The sequence below is a fragment of the Streptomyces sp. NPDC001401 genome (genome assembly GCF_042895385.1).
Classification (GTDB): Bacteria; Actinomycetota; Actinomycetes; order Streptomycetales; family Streptomycetaceae; genus Streptomyces.
This window is the reverse complement of sequence record NZ_JBIAWI010000001.1, coordinates 1,065,085-1,082,161: the sequence shown is the minus strand read 5'-3', so window position 1 is coordinate 1,082,161 and position 17,077 is coordinate 1,065,085. Positions and strand designations below refer to the sequence as shown.

The 17,077-nt window shown below is 69.9% G+C and carries 17 protein-coding genes and 2 tRNA genes; 17 read left to right on the top strand and 2 right to left on the bottom strand.

Features of this window, described 5'->3' with window-relative positions; translation table 11 throughout:
• The first annotated feature begins 134 nt into the window (after positions 1-134).
• Both ACFY10_RS05010 and ACFY10_RS05005 read left to right on the top strand, forming a co-directional pair.
• Positions 135-2,219, top strand: a complete 2,085-nt coding sequence (locus ACFY10_RS05010) for a hypothetical protein (protein WP_390663634.1) — start codon at positions 135-137, stop codon at positions 2,217-2,219.
• A 243-nt stretch (positions 2,220-2,462) separates the two neighbouring features.
• Positions 2,463-3,701, top strand: coding sequence for a glycosyltransferase family 2 protein (locus ACFY10_RS05005; RefSeq protein ID WP_390663633.1), 1,239 nt, complete (start codon positions 2,463-2,465; stop codon positions 3,699-3,701).
• A gap of 119 nt (positions 3,702-3,820) precedes the next feature.
• On the opposite strand, the gene ACFY10_RS05000 is transcribed toward ACFY10_RS05005, so the two are convergent.
• Complete coding sequence (locus ACFY10_RS05000) at positions 3,821-5,239, bottom strand: polysaccharide pyruvyl transferase family protein (RefSeq protein WP_390663632.1); 1,419 nt, start codon at positions 5,237-5,239, stop codon at positions 3,821-3,823.
• Between the two features lie 213 nt (positions 5,240-5,452).
• Here ACFY10_RS05000 and proB point away from each other — a divergent pair, with 213 nt between their 5' ends.
• The 5 genes from proB to ACFY10_RS04975 all read left to right on the top strand — a co-directional run bounded on the left by proB (position 5,453) and on the right by ACFY10_RS04975 (position 10,644).
• Positions 5,453-6,559, top strand: a complete 1,107-nt coding sequence (proB, locus tag ACFY10_RS04995) for a glutamate 5-kinase (protein WP_390664137.1) — start codon at positions 5,453-5,455, stop codon at positions 6,557-6,559.
• Positions 6,560-6,962: 403 nt separating this feature from the next.
• Positions 6,963-7,415: a hypothetical protein gene (locus ACFY10_RS04990; RefSeq protein WP_390664136.1), complete on the top strand. Its 453-nt coding sequence runs from the start codon at positions 6,963-6,965 to the stop codon at positions 7,413-7,415.
• Between the two features lie 73 nt (positions 7,416-7,488).
• A complete protein-coding gene (locus ACFY10_RS04985) occupies positions 7,489-8,775 on the top strand; it encodes a glutamate-5-semialdehyde dehydrogenase (protein WP_030934266.1) in 1,287 nt (428 codons plus the stop codon).
• Between the two features lie 119 nt (positions 8,776-8,894).
• Complete coding sequence (locus ACFY10_RS04980) at positions 8,895-9,461, top strand: hypothetical protein (RefSeq protein ID WP_390663631.1); 567 nt, start codon at positions 8,895-8,897, stop codon at positions 9,459-9,461.
• 112 nt (positions 9,462-9,573) lie between these two features.
• A complete protein-coding gene (locus tag ACFY10_RS04975) occupies positions 9,574-10,644 on the top strand; it encodes a hypothetical protein (protein WP_390663630.1) in 1,071 nt (356 codons plus the stop codon).
• 46 nt (positions 10,645-10,690) lie between these two features.
• Here ACFY10_RS04975 and ACFY10_RS04970 read toward each other — a convergent pair whose 3' ends face one another.
• Positions 10,691-11,806, bottom strand: coding sequence for a M48 family metallopeptidase (locus ACFY10_RS04970; RefSeq protein ID WP_390664135.1), 1,116 nt, complete (start codon positions 11,804-11,806; stop codon positions 10,691-10,693).
• Positions 11,807-11,932: 126 nt separating this feature from the next.
• Between ACFY10_RS04970 and ACFY10_RS04965 the strand changes: the two genes are divergently transcribed.
• From ACFY10_RS04965 to ACFY10_RS04920, 10 genes are all read left to right on the top strand, one after another.
• Positions 11,933-12,094 (top strand): hypothetical protein, encoded by a 162-nt coding sequence (locus ACFY10_RS04965; protein WP_275774861.1) that lies wholly within the window; start codon positions 11,933-11,935, stop codon positions 12,092-12,094.
• Between the two features lie 110 nt (positions 12,095-12,204).
• The gene (locus tag ACFY10_RS04960) at positions 12,205-12,366 is read left to right on the top strand and encodes a hypothetical protein (protein WP_390663629.1); all 162 of its coding nucleotides are present in this window, start codon (positions 12,205-12,207) and stop codon (positions 12,364-12,366) included.
• A gap of 79 nt (positions 12,367-12,445) precedes the next feature.
• Positions 12,446-13,132, top strand: a complete 687-nt coding sequence (nadD, locus tag ACFY10_RS04955; protein ID WP_390663628.1) for a nicotinate-nucleotide adenylyltransferase — start codon at positions 12,446-12,448, stop codon at positions 13,130-13,132.
• 16 nt (positions 13,133-13,148) lie between these two features.
• Positions 13,149-14,852, top strand: coding sequence for a LytR C-terminal domain-containing protein (locus tag ACFY10_RS04950; RefSeq protein ID WP_390663627.1), 1,704 nt, complete (start codon positions 13,149-13,151; stop codon positions 14,850-14,852).
• Positions 14,853-14,963: 111 nt separating this feature from the next.
• Entirely contained in the window at positions 14,964-15,407 is a 444-nt protein-coding gene (gene rsfS, locus ACFY10_RS04945; protein ID WP_390663626.1) for a ribosome silencing factor, read from the top strand.
• Positions 15,407-16,078, top strand: a complete 672-nt coding sequence (locus ACFY10_RS04940; protein WP_390663625.1) for a histidine phosphatase family protein — start codon at positions 15,407-15,409, stop codon at positions 16,076-16,078. The genes rsfS and ACFY10_RS04940 overlap by 1 nt, the downstream gene beginning before the upstream one ends.
• A 95-nt stretch (positions 16,079-16,173) precedes the next feature.
• Positions 16,174-16,246: transfer RNA gene (locus ACFY10_RS04935), tRNA-Ala, on the top strand.
• Between the two features lie 208 nt (positions 16,247-16,454).
• Positions 16,455-16,628, top strand: a complete 174-nt coding sequence (locus ACFY10_RS04930) for a hypothetical protein (RefSeq protein ID WP_107057459.1) — start codon at positions 16,455-16,457, stop codon at positions 16,626-16,628.
• A 3-nt stretch (positions 16,629-16,631) separates the two neighbouring features.
• Positions 16,632-16,865, top strand: coding sequence for a hypothetical protein (locus tag ACFY10_RS04925; protein WP_003976229.1), 234 nt, complete (start codon positions 16,632-16,634; stop codon positions 16,863-16,865).
• A gap of 106 nt (positions 16,866-16,971) precedes the next feature.
• Positions 16,972-17,044, top strand: a tRNA-Ala gene (locus ACFY10_RS04920).
• Positions 17,045-17,077: the final 33 nt, after the last annotated feature.

Sequence of the window (17,077 nt, the reverse complement as noted above, 5' to 3'; positions counted from 1 at the left end):
TGTTAATGCAGTGCATTGACCGGGGCTTCGCAGGGGCCTGAATCCGTACACCAGACAAAACACCCTACGAATTGCCACAAACCCTGCGCACTCCAGAACAAAACCGGCACTCCCCCTCCCAGAGCAGGTTCTCCGTGATATCCACCGCTATTCGCGTCGCCCGGGTGGGCAGCGCGGCCGAGCTGGCCGCGGCGGCGCTCATGATGCTGGGCTTCCCGGCGCTCATGCTGGCCGCGCTCATCCCGAGCGTCTACGCCTTCGCGGCAGCGGCCGCCGTGACGTACCTGGCGGACCACTATCTGCACCGCAAGGGCAGTTACCTGGTCAACCGTCTCAGCAAGGTCCGCGCCGGCCTCTCGATCCGCTTCCTGATCCGAGAGCTGCTGCTGATCCTGCTGCTGGCCCGGCTGTCCCTCGCGGACAACCTGATCTACTACGGCGCGGTCGCCTGCTTCATCGCGTTCTACGGTCTCCAGGCCCCGCACGGCGCCCTGGTCACCCTGATCCGCAACCGCCGCCGGATGCCGGTCGCCACCCGCAATGTCGACCTGGCCTCGCGCATCCGTATCCCGGACGCGCCGCCGCGCGGGCTGCTGAACCGCTCGGCCGAGAAGATGCTCCACCTCGACCTCGCGGCCGTCGCCGGCATCCTGGTCGCCGCGGCCATGGAGTCGTCCGTGCCCGGCTTCATCGGCATCGGCATCACCATCGCCCTGGGCTGCCTGTACGTCCTCGCGTTGATGCCGTATGTCCGCGGCAGCAAGGTTCCGCCGAACGCGGAGAAGGTGCTGGCGGCCGTCGACGACTGGCTGGAGCATTACAAGCCGGAGACGGTGCTGTACTTCTCGGGCTCCAAGGACTCGGCGTACCAGGTCAACATGTGGCTGGAGACGATGGAGCAGCTGGACTCCAAGCCGCTGGTCATCCTGCGCGAGCGCGTGATCCTGGCCAACCTGGCGCCCACCACGGTTCCCGTCATCTGCGTGCCCGGCGGTGTGCACCTGATGAACCTGGACCTGTCGAACGTGCGCGTCGCGCTGTACGCGGCCAACGTCGGCAAGAACATCCACCTGCTGCGCGTCCCCACCATGAAGCACGTCTTCATCGGCCACGGCGACAGCGACAAGCTGGCCAGCGTCAACCCGTTCAGCAAGGTGTACGACGAGGTGTGGACCGCCGGGCGTGCGGGCCGTGACCGTTATGCCATCGCCGACGTCGGCGTCCGCGACGACGACATCGTGGAGGTCGGCCGCCCGCAGCTGGCGCCGATCCAGGGCTGGCAGGGTGTGCCGGACGGACGCATCCCCACGGTTCTGTACGCGCCCACCTGGGAGGGATGGGACGGCGACCCGGGCAACACCTCGATCGTGCTGGCCGGCGAGAACATCGTGAAGAAGCTGGTCAAGACCGATCCGCCGGTGCGGGTCCTGTACAAGCCGCACCCGTTCACCGGCACCGTCAGCAAGGAGGCCGGCGCCGCGCACCGGCGCATCGTCGCCCTGGTGGAGAAGGCCGCCGCCGAGCGCGCCGCCGACTCCCGCTTCAAGGCCGATGCCGCCGCCCTGGCGCAGGCCAAGGCCGAGCTGACCCGGATCGAGGCGCGCCTCGCCGAGCTCTCCGGCACCGGCGGAGACAAGGGCGACGAGGCAGAGGCCTCGCGAGACGGCGTCGTCGACCTCAAGAAGCACGAGGAGGTCGCCCGGCTGCGCGGCGAGTGGAACGACGCCTACTGGCGCTCCTTCGGCGACTTCGAGCACCGTGTCATCTCGGGCGCCGAGCCGCGCCTGTACGACTGCTTCAACGTCTCGGACGCGATGGTCTCCGACATCTCCAGCGTGGTCTCCGACTTCATCGCGAGCGGCAAGCCGTACGCGGTCACGGACTCCGCCGAGCTGGGCGTCGAGGAGTTCAAGCGGCAGAACACGGCCGTGCGCGCCGCGGTGATCCTCTCCAACAGCGCCGCGGAACTGGGCGAGTTGCTGGGTGCGGTCCGCGACCCGGCCGCCGATGCGCTGGCGGAGGACCGCAAGGAGCTCAAGGAATACCTGCTCGGCCCGGACGAGCCCACGTCCATCGAGCAGTTCAACACCGCGGTGGCGGACCTGGCGCTCAAGGCCGACACCCGCAACCTCGGCCAGGAGTCCCGGGCCGCCGCGGCCGGTACCCCCGGGGCGGACGAACTGTCGGACGCACTGTCGGCGCAGCCGCCCACCGGGTGAAGAGTCCGGTGAAAAAGCCGCAGCTCACGGTGTGAGATGAGTGAGAAGGGCCCGGTTTTCGAGGAGTGATCCTCGAAAACCGGGCCCTTTTACGTATGTTCATGTGTCCGTACCTGTCCGTTCGCCATGTGAACTGAGTCACGAAAACCTGGTTATGGGGCAACCGCTTGCCCGGGTCGGCCGTCTTTCCAAGTAGCGAATGAGGCGATACGGGGGAAATATCCCGTTGACGAGGGGGAAACAGTGACCGTGACGCAGCCTGATGTGAGCGTCGTCATCGGGGCGTACGAAGCGATGCCGTATCTGGTCGAGTGCCTGGCGTCCGTCGAGGCACAGACCATCGACCCGGAGCGCATCGAGGTCATTGCGGTGGACGACGGCTCCACCGACGGGTCGGGGGAGTACCTGGAGGAGTTCGCGGCCCGCGTGGCCATGTCGGTCACCGTGATCCGGCAGGACAACTCCGGCGGCCCCAGCGGCCCGCGCAACGTCGGCCTGGGCAAGGCCGCCGGCCGCTACGTCTTCTTCCTCGACGCCGACGACCGGCTGGGCCCGGAGGCGCTGGAGCGCATGGTCGCCATGGCCGACCGCAACGGCACGGACGTCGTCCTCGGCCGCGTCGAGGGCATCAACCGCAAGCCGCCGCAGTCGATGTGGGGCAAGACCCTCGAGCGCACCGACGTCTACTCCTCCAACATCAAGTTCACGCTCAGCGCGCAGAAGCTGTTCCGCCGTGAGTTCCTCGAGCAGCACGGCATGCGCTTCGACGAGTCCCTGTGGACGGGCGAGGACGCGCTGTTCACCATGGAGGCCTATCTGCGGGCGAACGGCGTCTCCGTGCTGGCCGACTACACCTGCTACTACCTGGTGGGCCGCGACGACGGCAAGCACGTGACGAAGAGCGGCAGTTACACCCTGCGCTTCGACTCCGCGCGCGCCCTGATGAACCTGATCGCCGAACTCGTCCCCGCCGGCGAGCGGCGCGACGCGCTCATGCACCGGCCCTTCCTGATCACGCTGCTGCCGCAGTTCGGCCCCAAGTTCCTCAAGGACAGCGAGAAGATACGGCAGCACAAGTTCGAGCTGGCGAAGCCGCTGATGGAGGAGTTCTGGACCGAGGGCGTCGCCGGCCGCCTCAAGGTCGAGGAGCGCCTGCGCCTCCACCTGGTGGCCGAGCAGCAGCCCGAACTCCTCCTCCCCGTCGTGGAGTTCGTCAAGGCGAAGAAGCAGGCGGCCGCCCTCCTGGAGAAGAAGGGCCACCACGTGTACCTCGTCTACCCGCACTTCCGCGACGCGAAGGCAGCCATCCCGGACTCGGTCTACCTCGCCGCACCTCGCGAGGCCCGGGCCTTCCACGGCTACCGCGAGCACTCGCCCGCATCGGTGCTGAAGCGGGCCGTGCGCAAGGCGCGCCGTGTACTGAAGACACGGTCCGGCGCGGGCCGGACGCGCACCCCGGGCGGGACCGCCGCGGCGGCCTGACGGCCGGTCAAGGGGTGGGCCGGCGGAGTCTGCTCGGTTTGTCCCAGCGCCCTGAAGGGGCGCGGGGCTGTATCGAAGTGGCCGCAAATCGATACAGCCCGCGGAGCGACGGGCAGGCGCTACTGCCTGCCCGACTGCAGCGCCCGCCGGATCGGGCGCCCCACCACCCGCCGGGCCCGGCGGTAGACGGACGTCGACGGACCCGCCGTACCGGACTTGGCGGCGCCCCGCTCCAGCTCCCGCTTCAACTGGGCGTTGTCCAGCGACAGTTCGCTGATACGGCTCTGCAGCCAGCCGAAGCGTGAGGTGAGCGAGGCGAGGTCGGCGTCGTTCCAGGGACGGATCCCGGCCGGGAAGGCCAGCGAGCGCATACGGGCCTCGAAGGCCGCGCCGCCGTCGCCGTGCGTGAACGTGTTCTCCAGGCCGTTTCTGTCCAGGAACGCCGTGAACCGCTCGAAGCGCTCGAGATGCCCGCCGGACAGGCCGCCGAAGTCGGCCTCCTCGTACAGCTCGGCCGGGTCGAGATCCGGGGGCAGCTTGTCGATGCGGCGGTACGGGATGTCGAAGTAGCGGCACAGCTCCAGGGTCCGCGAGTCGCCGCACAGCACGGTGGCGGGCGTGCCCGCGAGCAGCGCCGCGATATTGCCGTGGATGCGGGAACCGAAGGAGAAGTCGTACCCCCGCAGATCGTCGATCCAGGTGACCGGGTCGACATAGACCCGGACCCTGTCCTCCCGGTACATCGGGTGATCCGGGTGCGTCGGGATCGCCGTCACCGCCGCGTTCGGGTGGGACAGGTCCCGCCAGTGCAGCTGGCGTGCGTCGCTGAGGTTCTGGCCGATGAACGTCAGGTGCGGATAGCGGGCGTGGGCGCGGTCGATGACCTTGCCCAGGCCCTGCTTCTGCACCGCGCTGTGCGATCCGTTGACCGCGATCCGGGAGCGGGGGGTCAGCTCCGACGCCCGCTTGTGTACGGCGAGTTCCTTGCCGTACATGAAAAGGGACGGGCAGCCGATGACCTCCACGTCCCGGAACCCCAGGTCCTTGAGGTACTTCTCGGTGAACTCGCCCCGCACCCCGATCGAGGCGCTGCGGTCGAGCACCGCGGAGACGAACTCGCGCACGGACGGCTCCATCGGCTTCAGCCGCGCCGCGTTGTAGCTCAGCCCCGCCTGCGCGCCGATGCCCAGCACCACGACCGGGATCCGCAGCCTGCCGATCAGCCGCGTCAGCCGCTTCAGCTGCGGCTCGAACGACGGCCGGAACGCGTTGGCCAGCGGTACGACGAAGGCGTCGTACTCCTCGTTGATCCGGCCCGCCGCCGCCACATCGGTCCGAATGCCGTTCGAGACGACCTCGGTGCCGGGGGTCTCGAGGATCTTGTGTGAGGCATCACTGAAGATCAGATTGCCGGAGTTGGTGGCGATGACGTCCTGGTGGAGGGCCTCCTCCACGGAGAAGACGTCATAGGGGCTCTTCCCCGAGCGGAGCAGGATGCGCTTGGTGCGGCGGACTTCGGGGCGATCTTTAGGTGGCACGGCGTTCAAATTAGATTTACCTGGGCTTTGTTTTCTATACGCAACCAGTGCAACCTTTTTGCCGTATGCAACGCGTGAGCAAATGGTTACGCGGCGCCTGTCCGGGGACTGGACCGGCGCGCGCGGCGCGGTCCCCTTCGCGTAGATTGCCGGGCGGGGAAGCCTGAGCGTGCGAGGGGACGGAAGAACAAGGTGGCAGGGGCAAGGCAGGCCGTGAGCGAGGCCCGCAGGATCGTCGTCAAGGTGGGTTCCTCGTCGCTGACCACCGGGTCCGGCGGCCTCGACGCCGACCGGGTCGACGCGCTCGTCGACGTCCTCGCCAAGAGCCGCAGCGGCGGCGAGAAGGAGATCGTCCTGGTCTCCTCCGGTGCCATCGCCGCGGGGCTCGCCCCGCTGGGCCTGCGCCGCCGCCCCAAGGACCTCGCCCGCCAGCAGGCCGCCGCCAGCGTCGGCCAGGGCCTGCTGGTCGCCCGCTACACCGCCTCCTTCGCCCGCTACGGCGTCCGCGTCGGCCAGGTCCTGCTCACGTCCGACGACATGAGCCGCCGCGCCCACCACCGCAACGCCTCCCGGACCCTCGACAAGCTGCTCGCGATGGGCGCGTTCCCGATCGTCAACGAGAACGACACCGTCGCCACCGACGAGATCCGCTTCGGCGACAACGACCGCCTCGCCGCCCTCGTCGCCCACCTCGTCCACGCCGACCTGCTGGTCCTGCTCTCCGACGTCGACGGCGTCTACGACGGCGACCCCAGCAAGCCCGGCACCTCGCGGATAGCGGAGGTGCGGGGCACGGAGGATCTTGCCGGGGTGGACATCGGCAGCGCGGGCAAGGCCGGCGTCGGCACCGGCGGCATGGTCACCAAGGTCGAGGCGGCCCGGATCGCGGCCGCCGCCGGCATTCCCGTCGTCCTGACCAGCGCGATCCACGCCGCCGAGGCCCTGCACGGCGGCGACACCGGCACCTACTTCCACCCCGCCGGCAAGCGCTCCGCCGACCGGCTGCTGTGGTTGCAGCACGCCTCCACCCCGCAGGGCTCCCTCACTCTGGACGACGGGGCGGTGCGGGCGGTCGTCGAGCGGCGCAAGTCGCTGCTGCCGGCCGGAATCGCCGCCGTGGAGGGCGAGTTCGTCGCCGGGGACCCGGTCGAGCTGCGCGACGCCGAGGGGCGCGCGGTGGCCCGCGGGCTGGTGAACTTCGACGCCAAGGAGATCCCCCAGCTGCTCGGCCGCTCGACCCGGGAACTGGCACGCGAACTGGGCCCGGCCTACGAGCGCGAGATCATCCACCGGGACGACCTGGTGATCCTGCATCCCTGAAGCCCGGGCCGGCTGCGTTCTCCAGTGGCCAACCCCGGATCCCCGGTCGGCTGTGTTTTCCGGGGGCGATCCCCGGGTCCCTGGCTGGGTGTGTTCTCCGGGGGGCGATCCCCGGGCTCCCGGCTGGCTGTGTTGTCTGGGGGGCGATCCCCGGGCTCCCGGCTGGCTGTGTTGTCTGGGGGGGGGCGATCCCCGGGCTCCCGGCCGGCTGTGTTCTCCGGGGAGCCATCCCCGGACCCCCGGCCGAAAACAGGGGGAACGCCCCGCAAATCGGCCCGTCCTGAGGTGGACGTTCCGCAAAACCGCCCCGCGATCCCTTGCGGCCTGCTCAACTTTGTCTCAGGGATACGTTCCGCACGTCCATCCAGTCGATCACTGCGTGAAGGAGGCCGTCGTGAGACGAGTGCGCCCTGGGGCGGCGGCGTCCCGTGACGGCGCCCCCTCCCGCGCGGCCGGCGAGGAACGCGCTCTGACCAGCGTCGCGGCCGGCGACCGGTACGAGGAACCGGCCGACCTGCCGCGCCTGTGGCATGTCACCCTCAGCGTCTCCGGCGAGGAGGCACCCCTGAAGGAGGTGCGGCGCGGCCTGGAGCAGCTCGCCCACGACCACCCCTTTCTGCTGACCAGCCGGTACGCGGGCGACCACGCGGAGATCCGCTACTGGGAGGAGGCCCGCGACCTGCACGACGCGGCCGCCGTCGCCCTGCGCCTGTGGGGCGAGCACCGCCAGACCGCCAAGCTGCCGCCCTGGGAGATCGTCGGCCTGGAGGTCATCGACCGCGAGACGTACCACCAGCGGATCGCGGAGGGGTACGGGCCGCCGCCGGCGACGCCCGTCGGGGTCCATCCCTTTTGAGCCCTCTTCGCCGGGTGTCTCGGGGTTTGGAATGGCTGCTGGACGCGTCCGTCCGGCGCACTACCCTTCCCTCATGACCACGCTTTCGCCGTACGACTCCATGTCCCCGGTCAACCGGGCCGCCTACCGCGCCAAGGCCGCCGCCGCCGACCTCGCCCCGCTGCCGCGCGCGGTCAAGGACGACGCGCTGGCCGCCATCGCGGACGCCCTGGAGGTCCGTACGAGCGAGATCGTCGAGGCCAACGCCAAGGACATCGCCAAGGCCCGCGAGGCCGGCACCAGCGAGGCCATCATCGACCGGCTGACGCTCACCCCGGAGCGCGTCCGCGCCATCGCCTCGGACGTGCGCGACGTCGTCGCCCTGCCCGACCCGGTCGGCGAGGTCGTCCGCGGCTCGACCCTGCCCAACGGCATCGACCTGCGCCAGGTCCGCGTCCCGCTCGGCGTCGTCGGCATCATCTACGAGGCCCGCCCGAACGTCACCGTCGATGCCGCCGCCCTCTGCCTGAAGTCCGGCAACGCGGTCCTGCTGCGCGGCTCGGCCTCCGCCTACGAGTCGAACACCGCCCTCGTCCGGGTCATCCGGGACGCCGTGGGCGGGGCCGGACTGCCCGCCGACGCCGTCCAGCTCGTACCCGGCGAGGGCCGCGAGAGCGTGCGCGAGCTGATGCGCGCCCGGGGCCTGGTCGACGTCCTGATCCCGCGCGGCGGCGCCTCGCTGATCCAGACGGTCGTCTCGGAGTCGATCGTCCCGGTCATCGAGACCGGCACCGGCAACTGCCACGTCTACGTCGACGCCCATGCCGACCTCGACATGGCGATCGACATCCTGATCAACTCCAAGGCCCAGCGGGTCAGCGTCTGCAACGCCGCCGAGACCCTCCTGGTCCACCAGGACATCGCCCCCGAGTTCCTGCCGCGCGCCCTGGACGCCCTCGCGGAGGCCGGGGTGACCGTGCACGCCGACCCGCGGGTGCTGGCGTACGCCAAGGACTCCAAGGCGACCGTCGTCGAGGCGACGCCGGAGGACTGGGACACCGAGTACCTCTCCTACGACATCGCCGCCGCCGTCGTGGACTCCCTGGACAAGGCCGTCGAGCACATCCGGCTGTGGACCTCGGGCCACACCGAGGCGATCGTGACGACCTCGCAGCAGGCCGCCCGCCGCTTCACCCAGCTCGTGGACTCCACCACCGTCGCCGTGAACGCCTCCACCCGCTTCACCGACGGCGGCCAGTTCGGCTTCGGCGCGGAGATCGGCATCTCCACGCAGAAGCTGCACGCGCGCGGACCGATGGGGCTGCCGGAGCTGACGAGCACGAAGTACATCGTCACCGGGGACGGACACATCCGGCGCTGAGACCGGGCCCTCCCGGGCGGGCGTGCCCTTGGGCCAGGGCCCATGAGAGGTGTCTCACAAGGCGGATGAATTTCCATACCGTCTGCCCAAATTGACCCCCCAGGTCTACTCTGGATCCCGTGCCGGAGGACGTGGGGGGCACGCCGTTCCCTGACGGCTGGGAGCCCGACGACGACCACGACCGCGGGGTGTCGGACGAAGAGTTCGCCTCCGTGGTCTTCGACGAGGCCTTCGTACGGGCGGCCGTGGTGCACGAGCCGACCGCCGTCGAACGCCTCCTTGCCGCCGCCCAGGCGAGAGCCGAGGCCTCCGAGGCGGAAGCGCGCCGGGCCCACGGCAGGGGCGAGCGGTACGAGGAGGGATACGACCCCTCCGGTTTCGGCCATGATCCCGAGCTCGACGACCCGGACGACACCGACATCCTCGAAGGCCGCTACGGCGCCCCGGGGACGTACGGAAAACAGGTCCGCTGGCACCGCCCCGTCGCCTGGATGCTCGCCCTCGTGATGGGCATAGGCATGGTCGCGCTGGCCTTCACGGCGGTCTACCGGGGCTCCCCCTCGGGCAGCCGCGACCAGGTTCCGCCGCCCGCCTCGACGGGCCTGGAACAGGGCAGCGCGGCGCCACCCTCCGCTTCCGCCGACAACTCTCAGCCAGCGCTCTCGGTCATCCCGCCGAGCCCCTGAGCGGCGCCCGGAGCACCCCCTTCGCGCTCACTTTCGAACCTGGTGAGAACCTGTCAGAACTTGTCGTGTACCAGGGCGTTTACCGGGGCTCCCGGAGACCTACCCTGAAGGTATGGGAGGGCCTGGAGACCCACCTGAGGGGACACCCGAGGGCGCCCCCGGGGGTGGTGAGGACGAGTACCGATCCGTCGTCTTCGACGAGTCGTTCGTCCGCGCTGCCCGCCTCCAGGAGTTCTCCGCGCAGGAACGCATGGCCGACCACGCGCCCGCCGTGCGCCGCCGCCCGCCGCTGCGCAGGGGCCTGTCCCGGCAGGCGCTGATCCTGGTCCTGCTGATAGCCATGGCCTTCGGGACCGCGATCTACATGGGTGTACGGCACCCCTACCAGAGCCCCGCCGCCCGGCAGCCCGTCGAGCCCCTGCGGATGACCGTCATCCCGCTCTCCCCACAGGGCAAGGTGCCGGGCGCGGCCGATCCCGAGTACCTGTACACGCACAGCCCCGCCGCGCAGTTCCGCGTCGGCGCCGAAGGCATACCGCTGCCGGCCGCGCGGCGCACCGCACACTTCTCGGACAGCCAGGTGGTGGCGGCCCTGACCACCGCCAAGGACTACATAGTCCGCTCCTCGCTCTACCCCGAGGTACTCAGCAGCCAGGACGTCCGCGCCGTGCGCGTCATGCTCGACAGCAGCCAACTCGACCAGTTCGACCAGAGCTTCGAGCACCCGACGGCCGACGGCCGGCACCAGCCCACCGGATGGCTGGTTCGCTTCGACCAGACCCGCGCCCAGCTCGCCGACCGCAAGATCCGGGTCCAGGGCTCGCTGCAGGCCACCGAGACCGACTCGGCAACCCTCGAGGTCACCGCGGACCACACCTTCGTCTACGCGCTGCGGCCGACCGGCGCCGACGTCAAGGCGCAGGCCTCCCTGTTCACCGTCCGGCGCGAGCTGCACTTCCGCTTCGACCGCGACGACCTGCGGTTGCACCAGGCCCAGCTCGTCGTCTCCTACGTCCAGGCCGGCCCCCTGTCCTGCGCCGAGGACTCGACGAACCACTTCCACCCGCTGCTGGCCGGACAGACGGCCAAGGCGGGCGGCCCGGCAGGCACCGACCCCTACGCCACGGGCGGCGCCACGGCCCTCTGCGGCTCCCTGGCGACCAGCGCACAGCCCAAGGTGTGAGCGACCCCGGCGGGGCGCTGCAGCCCCGCCGGCCCTGGACCGTGGGTCACTCGTCGTCGCGCGGCGGAGTGTCCGTGGGCGGTTCGTCCGCCGGCGGCTGCTCCTGCGAGGGCGACGAGCTCGTGAAGCCGTCGAACCCGCGCCGCACCCGCCCGCCGATGCCCCCGGCCCCGCCGGCGATGTCGCTGACCAGCTTCATCAGCGGGTCCTTGGAGCTCTTCACATTGCTCGCGTAGCTCGCCGCCGACTCCCGGAACGAGTCCGAGACCGAGGTGTCCTTGTCCTCGGTGCGCCGCGGGTAGTGGCCGTCCATGATCCGCTGGTAGTCCCGGGACTCGGACCACTTCTTCAGTTCGGCCGCCCGGATGGTGGTGAACGGGTGCGAGCGCGGCAGCAGGTTCAGGATCTTCAGCACGGAGTCGCGCAGGTCACCGCCCGCCTCGTACTCCTCGGCCTGCTTGAGGAACGCGTCCACGTTCATCTCGTGCAGATGGTTGCCACCCGCGATCTTCATCAGGCCGCGCATCGAGGCCTGCAGGTCCTGTCCGGCCAGGAGCCCCGCGCGGTCCGCGGACAGCTCAGACTTGCGGAACCACTCGCGCAGCGCCGTCACGATCGCCATGATCGCGAGGGTGCCCAGCGGGATCCAGGCGACCCGGATCGCCAGATTGGTCAGGAACAGCAGGATCGTGCGGTACACCGCGTGCCCCGACAGGGCGTGGCCCACCTCGTGGCCGATGACCGCCCGCATCTCCTCCTCGTCGAGCAGCTCGACGAGCCCGGTGGTGACGACGATGATCGGCTCGTCCAGGCCGATGCACATCGCGTTCGGCTGCGGGTCCTGGTTGACGTACATCGGCGGGACCTTCTCCAGGTCCAGGATGTAACAGGCGTCCCGCAGCATGTCGTTGAGGTGCGCGAACTGCTGGTCGGACACGCGCACCGAGTCGGACAGGAACAGCAGCCTGAGGCTGCGCTCGGGCAGCAGCCCGCTGAGCGCCTTGAAGACCGTGTCGAAGCCGCTGAGCTTGCGCAGCGCCACCAGCGCGCTGCGGTCGGCCGGGTGCTCGTACGCACGCGAGGAGATCCCGGGGAAACGCCTGCGCTGCCTGCTGGGTACGTTCTCGTGTCCGTTGTGCTCGTGGTGGCCGTCGTCGGACATGTTCTCCCCCATGTGCGTGTGAGTGGCCCTTTGCGGACCCTTGTGCGGCCCTTTGCGCCCCCGAAGCGAGCCCCAGCCTAGGCGGAGTTACCGTGGACGGGCACTACACCGAAGGAGTCCACATTCATGGAGCACACCCCCGCGGCCGCCTGGCTCGCCGAGGCCACGAGCGCCGCCCAGCACCAAGGGCCGGGGAATCTGCTCCGGGTCGTACTGATCGTGATGATGGTGGGTTGTGCGCTGACCGGGTGGTTCCTGTTGCGTGGCTACAAGCAGAAGGACGACTGACGACCGCCCGGGGTTCCCCGACAGCGGAGTCGGGGTGATCGCCGGGAAGGCGCCCGCTTACGATGGGCCGACATCTTTATCCCGCCCACACCGGATAGGTCCTGCCGAAGATGAGCTTCCACAGCACCGCTACCCAGTTGGCCACCCTTGCCGCCGAGGGCGAGGGCGGTGGCAACCACGAGAGCCTCAGCCCCTACGTCACCGGTGGCAGCGCGCTGTTCATCCTGCTGCTCCTGCTGTGGATCACCACCCGTTTCAACCGCGACCGCTGAGGCACCCGGTGCCCATAGCGGGGCACTCCGGGCATCCTCGGGCCGGTGCCCTCAGGCCGGGCCGGTAGGGTCTGCACGCATGGGAGAGCAGGACATGCCTACCGGTCCGGCGAAGGACGCGACGATCGGCACGGAACCCCGCCCGGTGGGCGGCCCCGGCAACGGGCCGTCGAACCCGGGCAAGCGCCGCCTGGGCGTCATGGGCGGAACGTTCGACCCGATCCACCACGGGCACCTCGTGGCGGCCAGCGAGGTCGCCGCGCAGTTCCACTTGGACGAGGTGGTGTTCGTCCCCACCGGCCAGCCCTGGCAGAAGAGCCACCGCCATGTCTCCCCGGCCGAGGACCGCTATCTGATGACGGTCATCGCGACCGCCGAGAACCCGCAGTTCTCGGTGAGCCGTATCGACATCGACCGCGGCGGTCCCACCTACACGGTCGACACCCTGCGCGACCTGCGCGCGCTCAACCCCGACACGGACCTCTTCTTCATCACCGGCGCCGACGCCCTCGCCCAGCTGCTGACCTGGCGGGACAGCGAAGAGCTGTTCTCCCTCGCACACTTCATCGGGGTCACCCGCCCCGGTCACCACCTGACCGACCGCGGCCTCCCGGAAGGCGGTGTCTCTCTCGTGGAGGTTCCCGCGCTGGCCATCTCCTCCACCGACTGCCGTGCGAGAGTCGCCAAGGGAGACCCCATCTGGTACATGGTGCCGGACGGAGTCGTGCGCTACATCGACAAGCGCGAGCTGTACCGCGGCGAGTGAGCCGAGAGGGGCACCGGTGAACGACCGATACGACGCGGGCTACGGCGGCGACCACGAGGACCAGTACGAGCTCGTCGGCTACGACGAGTACGGCCGGCCCGTCTACCGGCAGGCAGCGCCGCAACAGGCTCCCCAGCAGCCGTACGACCCGTACCCGCAGCAGCAGGGCTACGGATACGACCCTTACGCCACCGGCCGCCAGCAACCGGTCCCGCAGCAGTACGACCCGTACGGGACCGGCCAGCAGCCGCCCGTGCCCTCCTACGACCCCTACGGCACCGGCACGCACCACAGCGGCGCCTCCGGGGCGCCGTACGACCCCTACGGGCAGGCCGCGGCAAGCGGTCAGCAACCCCGTGTCGTCGCCGAGCAGACCGCCTACATCCCGCAGCAGGCCGGCCCGCCGGAGCAGGGCGAGAAGGCCCCGCCCCGGCCCGAACGGGACTACCGCACCGAGCAGTTCGCCTTCGTCGAGGATCCCGACGCCGACTCCGAGGACGTCATCGACTGGCTGAACTTCACCGAGAACCGCACCGAGCGCCGCGAGGAGGCCAAGCGCCGCGCCCGCAGCCGCCTCGTCGCCCTCGTCGTGGTCCTGGCCCTGGCCGCGGTCGGCGGGGCGGGCTACCTCTGGTACGCCGGGAAGCTGCCCGGACTGTCGTCGGCCAAGTCGAAGACCGGCACCGCGACGGCCGTGGGCGCCCAGAACCGCGACGTGATCGTCGTCCACCTGCACAACACCAAGAAGGGCGGCACCTCCACGGCGCTGCTCGTCGACAACACCACCACCAAGCAGGCAACCACCGTCCTGCTGCCCAACTCCCTCGCCCTGACGGACGACAACGGCAACACGTCCACCCTCGCCAAGTCGGTCGAGGACGACGGCTCCTCCGGCACCCGCGACGCCCTCGACACGGTCCTCGGCACGAACATCGAGGGCACCTGGCGGCTGGACACCCCCTACCTGCAGAACCTCGTCGACCTCGTCGGCAACATCGACGTCGACACCAACGCCGACGTACCGGACCCGGCCGCCACGAAGAAGGGCAGCCCGCCCCTCGTCCACAAGGGCAAGGCCCAGACCCTCAGCGGCAAGATGGCCGTCGCATACGCCACCTACCGCGCCTCCGGCGAGGCCCAGAACGCCCAGCTGGAGCGGTTCGGCCAGGTCATGCAGGGCGTGCTGCGCAAGCTGTCCTCCGACCCGGCCACGGCGACCACCACCGTGCAGACGCTGGCCCAGATCCTGGACCCGTCCCTGACCGACAAGGACCTCGGCACCTTCCTCGCCAAGCTCGCCGACCTGGCCAAGGGCGGCGACTACAAGACCGCCCTGCTGCCCGTCCAGACCGACGGCACGCTGAACCAGCAGGCGAGCGCCGGCGTGGTCAAGGACGTCCTCGGCGGCACGGCGAAGAGCCCCGACCAGGGCGCCGCGGTCCGCGTCTCCGTCCAGAACGCCAGCGGTGTGAAGGACAACACCGAGAAGGCCCGCGTCGTCCTCCTCAACGGCGGCTTCACCTTCCTGGAGGGCGGCACGGCCTCCGCCACCTCGGCCACCTCCAAGGTCGTCTACACCGACGCCGCCGACAAGGAGAACGCCGCCGAGGTCGCCAAGACCCTGGGCCTCCCCGCGGGCTCGGTCACCAAGGGCAAGGTCACCGGGAACGCGAACGTCTCGGTGATCCTCGGCCAGAACTACAAGCCGTCGTCGTCCTAGCCGTCGTCCGGCATCCGGCGGGTGTCCCACGTGATCCCTTAATCACGTGGGGTGCCCTCGGCGGTCCGTGAGACCCTTGGTGTCAAGTGACCGCCGACCGAAAGCCACGTAGTGACCGCCACTGACCGTTCCCTCGAGCTCATCAACACCGCCGCTCAGGCGGCCGCCGACAAGCTCGCGCACGACATCATCGCCTACGACGTCAGCGACGTCCTGTCGATCACGGACGCCTTCCTGCTGGCCTCCGCGCCCAACGACCGCCAGGTCAAGTCGATCGTCGACGAGATCGAGGAGCGGCTCCAGAAGGAGCTCGGCGCCAAGCCGGTGCGCCGCGAGGGCGACCGCGAGGCCCGCTGGGTCCTGCTCGACTACGTCGACATCGTCGTCCACGTCCAGCACAGCGAGGAGCGCGTCTTCTACGCCCTCGAGCGGCTGTGGAAGGACTGCCCCGAGCTCGAGCTGCCCGCCGACGCGAAGGCCACCCGCGGCAAGGCCGAGGCGCACGCCAAGCTGCAGGCCGCCGAGGAGGCGGCCGACCTGGGCGGTGAGTGGTGATGAGCGCCACCGGTGAGGTGTCCGGCGGCCGGCCCGGCCGCGGCCGCCGCGTCATCCTGTGGCGCCACGGCCAGACCTCCTGGAACGTGGAGCGCCGCTTCCAGGGCACCACGGACGTCGCGCTGACCGAGGCGGGCCTCGCCCAGGCCCGCCGCGCCGCCCGGCTGCTCGTCTCCCTCAAGCCCGACGCGATCGTCGCCTCCGACCTCCAGCGGGCCGCGAACACCGCGGCCGAGCTCGCCGCGCTCACCGATCTGGAGGTCACCCACGACGAGGGCCTGCGCGAGACCTACGCGGGCGTCTGGCAGGGGCTGACGCACCAGGAGATCATCGAGCGCTACGGCGAGGAGTACACCGCGTGGAAGCGCGGTGAGCCGGTCCGCCGCGGCGGCGGCGAGCTGGAGACCGAGGTGGCCGAGCGCGCCGCACCCGTCGTGCTGCGGCACGCCGAGAAGCTCCCCGACGACGGCACGCTCGTCGTGGTCAGCCACGGCGGGACGATCCGCACCACCATCGGACGCCTGCTGGGCCTTGAGGCCCGTCACTGGGAGAGCCTGGGCGGTCTGTCCAACTGCTGCTGGTCCGTCCTCGGCGAGGGCGCCCGCGGCTGGCGCCTGCTGGAGCACAACGCCGGCACGCTCCCGGAGCCGGTGCTCGGCGACGACGACTGACGCCCCGGCGGTCCGCGCACCCGGATTTCACTTTCCGGCAGGTCGCAGGCTAGAGTTCTTCTCGTTCGCCCCGCCGAGCGGCGGGAAGAGCGCAAGGGGCTATAGCTCAGTTGGTAGAGCGCCTGCATGGCATGCAGGAGGTCAGGAGTTCAATTCTCCTTAGCTCCACAGATCGGTCGACGAAGATCCCGTCCCCACAGGGGGCGGGTTTTTTCATGTTCCGGAACCGGCTTGAGTCACTCGGGGCCCGGCAGGCGTATACCTCTGCGGAGGCGCCGTGTCCGGACTGGTACTGAGGCGTCGCTGACCGTATTGGTCCGGCCGTGGCAGAATCAAACGGCCGGAAGGGGGCGCGGCCCGACGGGAGGGAGCAGTGATGCCTGCGAGCATCCTCGAGGAGGTCGGCCACCTCCTCGAAGCAGCGTCGACACGGGATACGGTCACCCGTCTGAGCTGCCCTTCCTGCGGTTCCGTCCATGTCGCCCAAGTCCTCGGCGACAACGGCGGAATCTCCTACGTGTGCACGGCCTGCGGCCACAGCTGGAGCTGATCGATGGGTGCACACAGGCGAAAGTGCGACTGGTGCGGCAGCGGTACGCCGATCGTCCGCGACATGGAGCCGGTCAACCCCGACTACCAGTACTGGTGCGAGGAGTGCGCGCGGGCGCTGATCATAAAGGGCGACCCGATCGAGACGTACCGTGAGCTGGAGGGCGAGCCGATCTACGGCCGCCTCCTGGAGGAGCACTGCACGCTCAAGCGGTTCTACTCGTTCGTCACCGCTTGACGCCGTCGGCCCTGTCCGGGGCCGACGGAAACGATTTGGTGTTCCACCCGGTGGACCGTGTAATGTTGGCGTCGCCGCCGGGGGAAACCCCGGGGGACCACCGCAAGGGGCTATAGCTCAGTTGGTAGAGCGCCTGCATGGCATGCAGGAGGTCAGGAGTTCAATTCTCCTTAGCTCCACAGTTGGATCCCGCCGGATCATCTCGATCCGGC

Bases quoted from the DNA above. Each gene is read 5' to 3' on its own strand.
- ACFY10_RS04985 (WP_030934266.1), top strand. From the start codon at position 7,489: ATGACCACGCTTTCGCCGTACGACTCCATGTCCCCGGTCAACCGGGCC.
- ACFY10_RS04975 (WP_390663630.1), top strand. From the start codon at position 9,574: ATGGGAGGGCCTGGAGACCCACCTGAGGGGACACCCGAGGGCGCCCCC.
- ACFY10_RS04970 (WP_390664135.1), bottom strand. From the start codon at position 11,806: ATGTCCGACGACGGCCACCACGAGCACAACGGACACGAGAACGTACCC.
- ACFY10_RS04965 (WP_275774861.1), top strand. From the start codon at position 11,933: ATGGAGCACACCCCCGCGGCCGCCTGGCTCGCCGAGGCCACGAGCGCC.
- ACFY10_RS04960 (WP_390663629.1), top strand. From the start codon at position 12,205: ATGAGCTTCCACAGCACCGCTACCCAGTTGGCCACCCTTGCCGCCGAG.
- nadD (WP_390663628.1), top strand. From the start codon at position 12,446: ATGGGAGAGCAGGACATGCCTACCGGTCCGGCGAAGGACGCGACGATC.
- ACFY10_RS04940 (WP_390663625.1), top strand. From the start codon at position 15,407: ATGAGCGCCACCGGTGAGGTGTCCGGCGGCCGGCCCGGCCGCGGCCGC.
- ACFY10_RS04930 (WP_107057459.1), top strand. From the start codon at position 16,455: ATGCCTGCGAGCATCCTCGAGGAGGTCGGCCACCTCCTCGAAGCAGCG.
- ACFY10_RS04925 (WP_003976229.1), top strand. From the start codon at position 16,632: ATGGGTGCACACAGGCGAAAGTGCGACTGGTGCGGCAGCGGTACGCCG.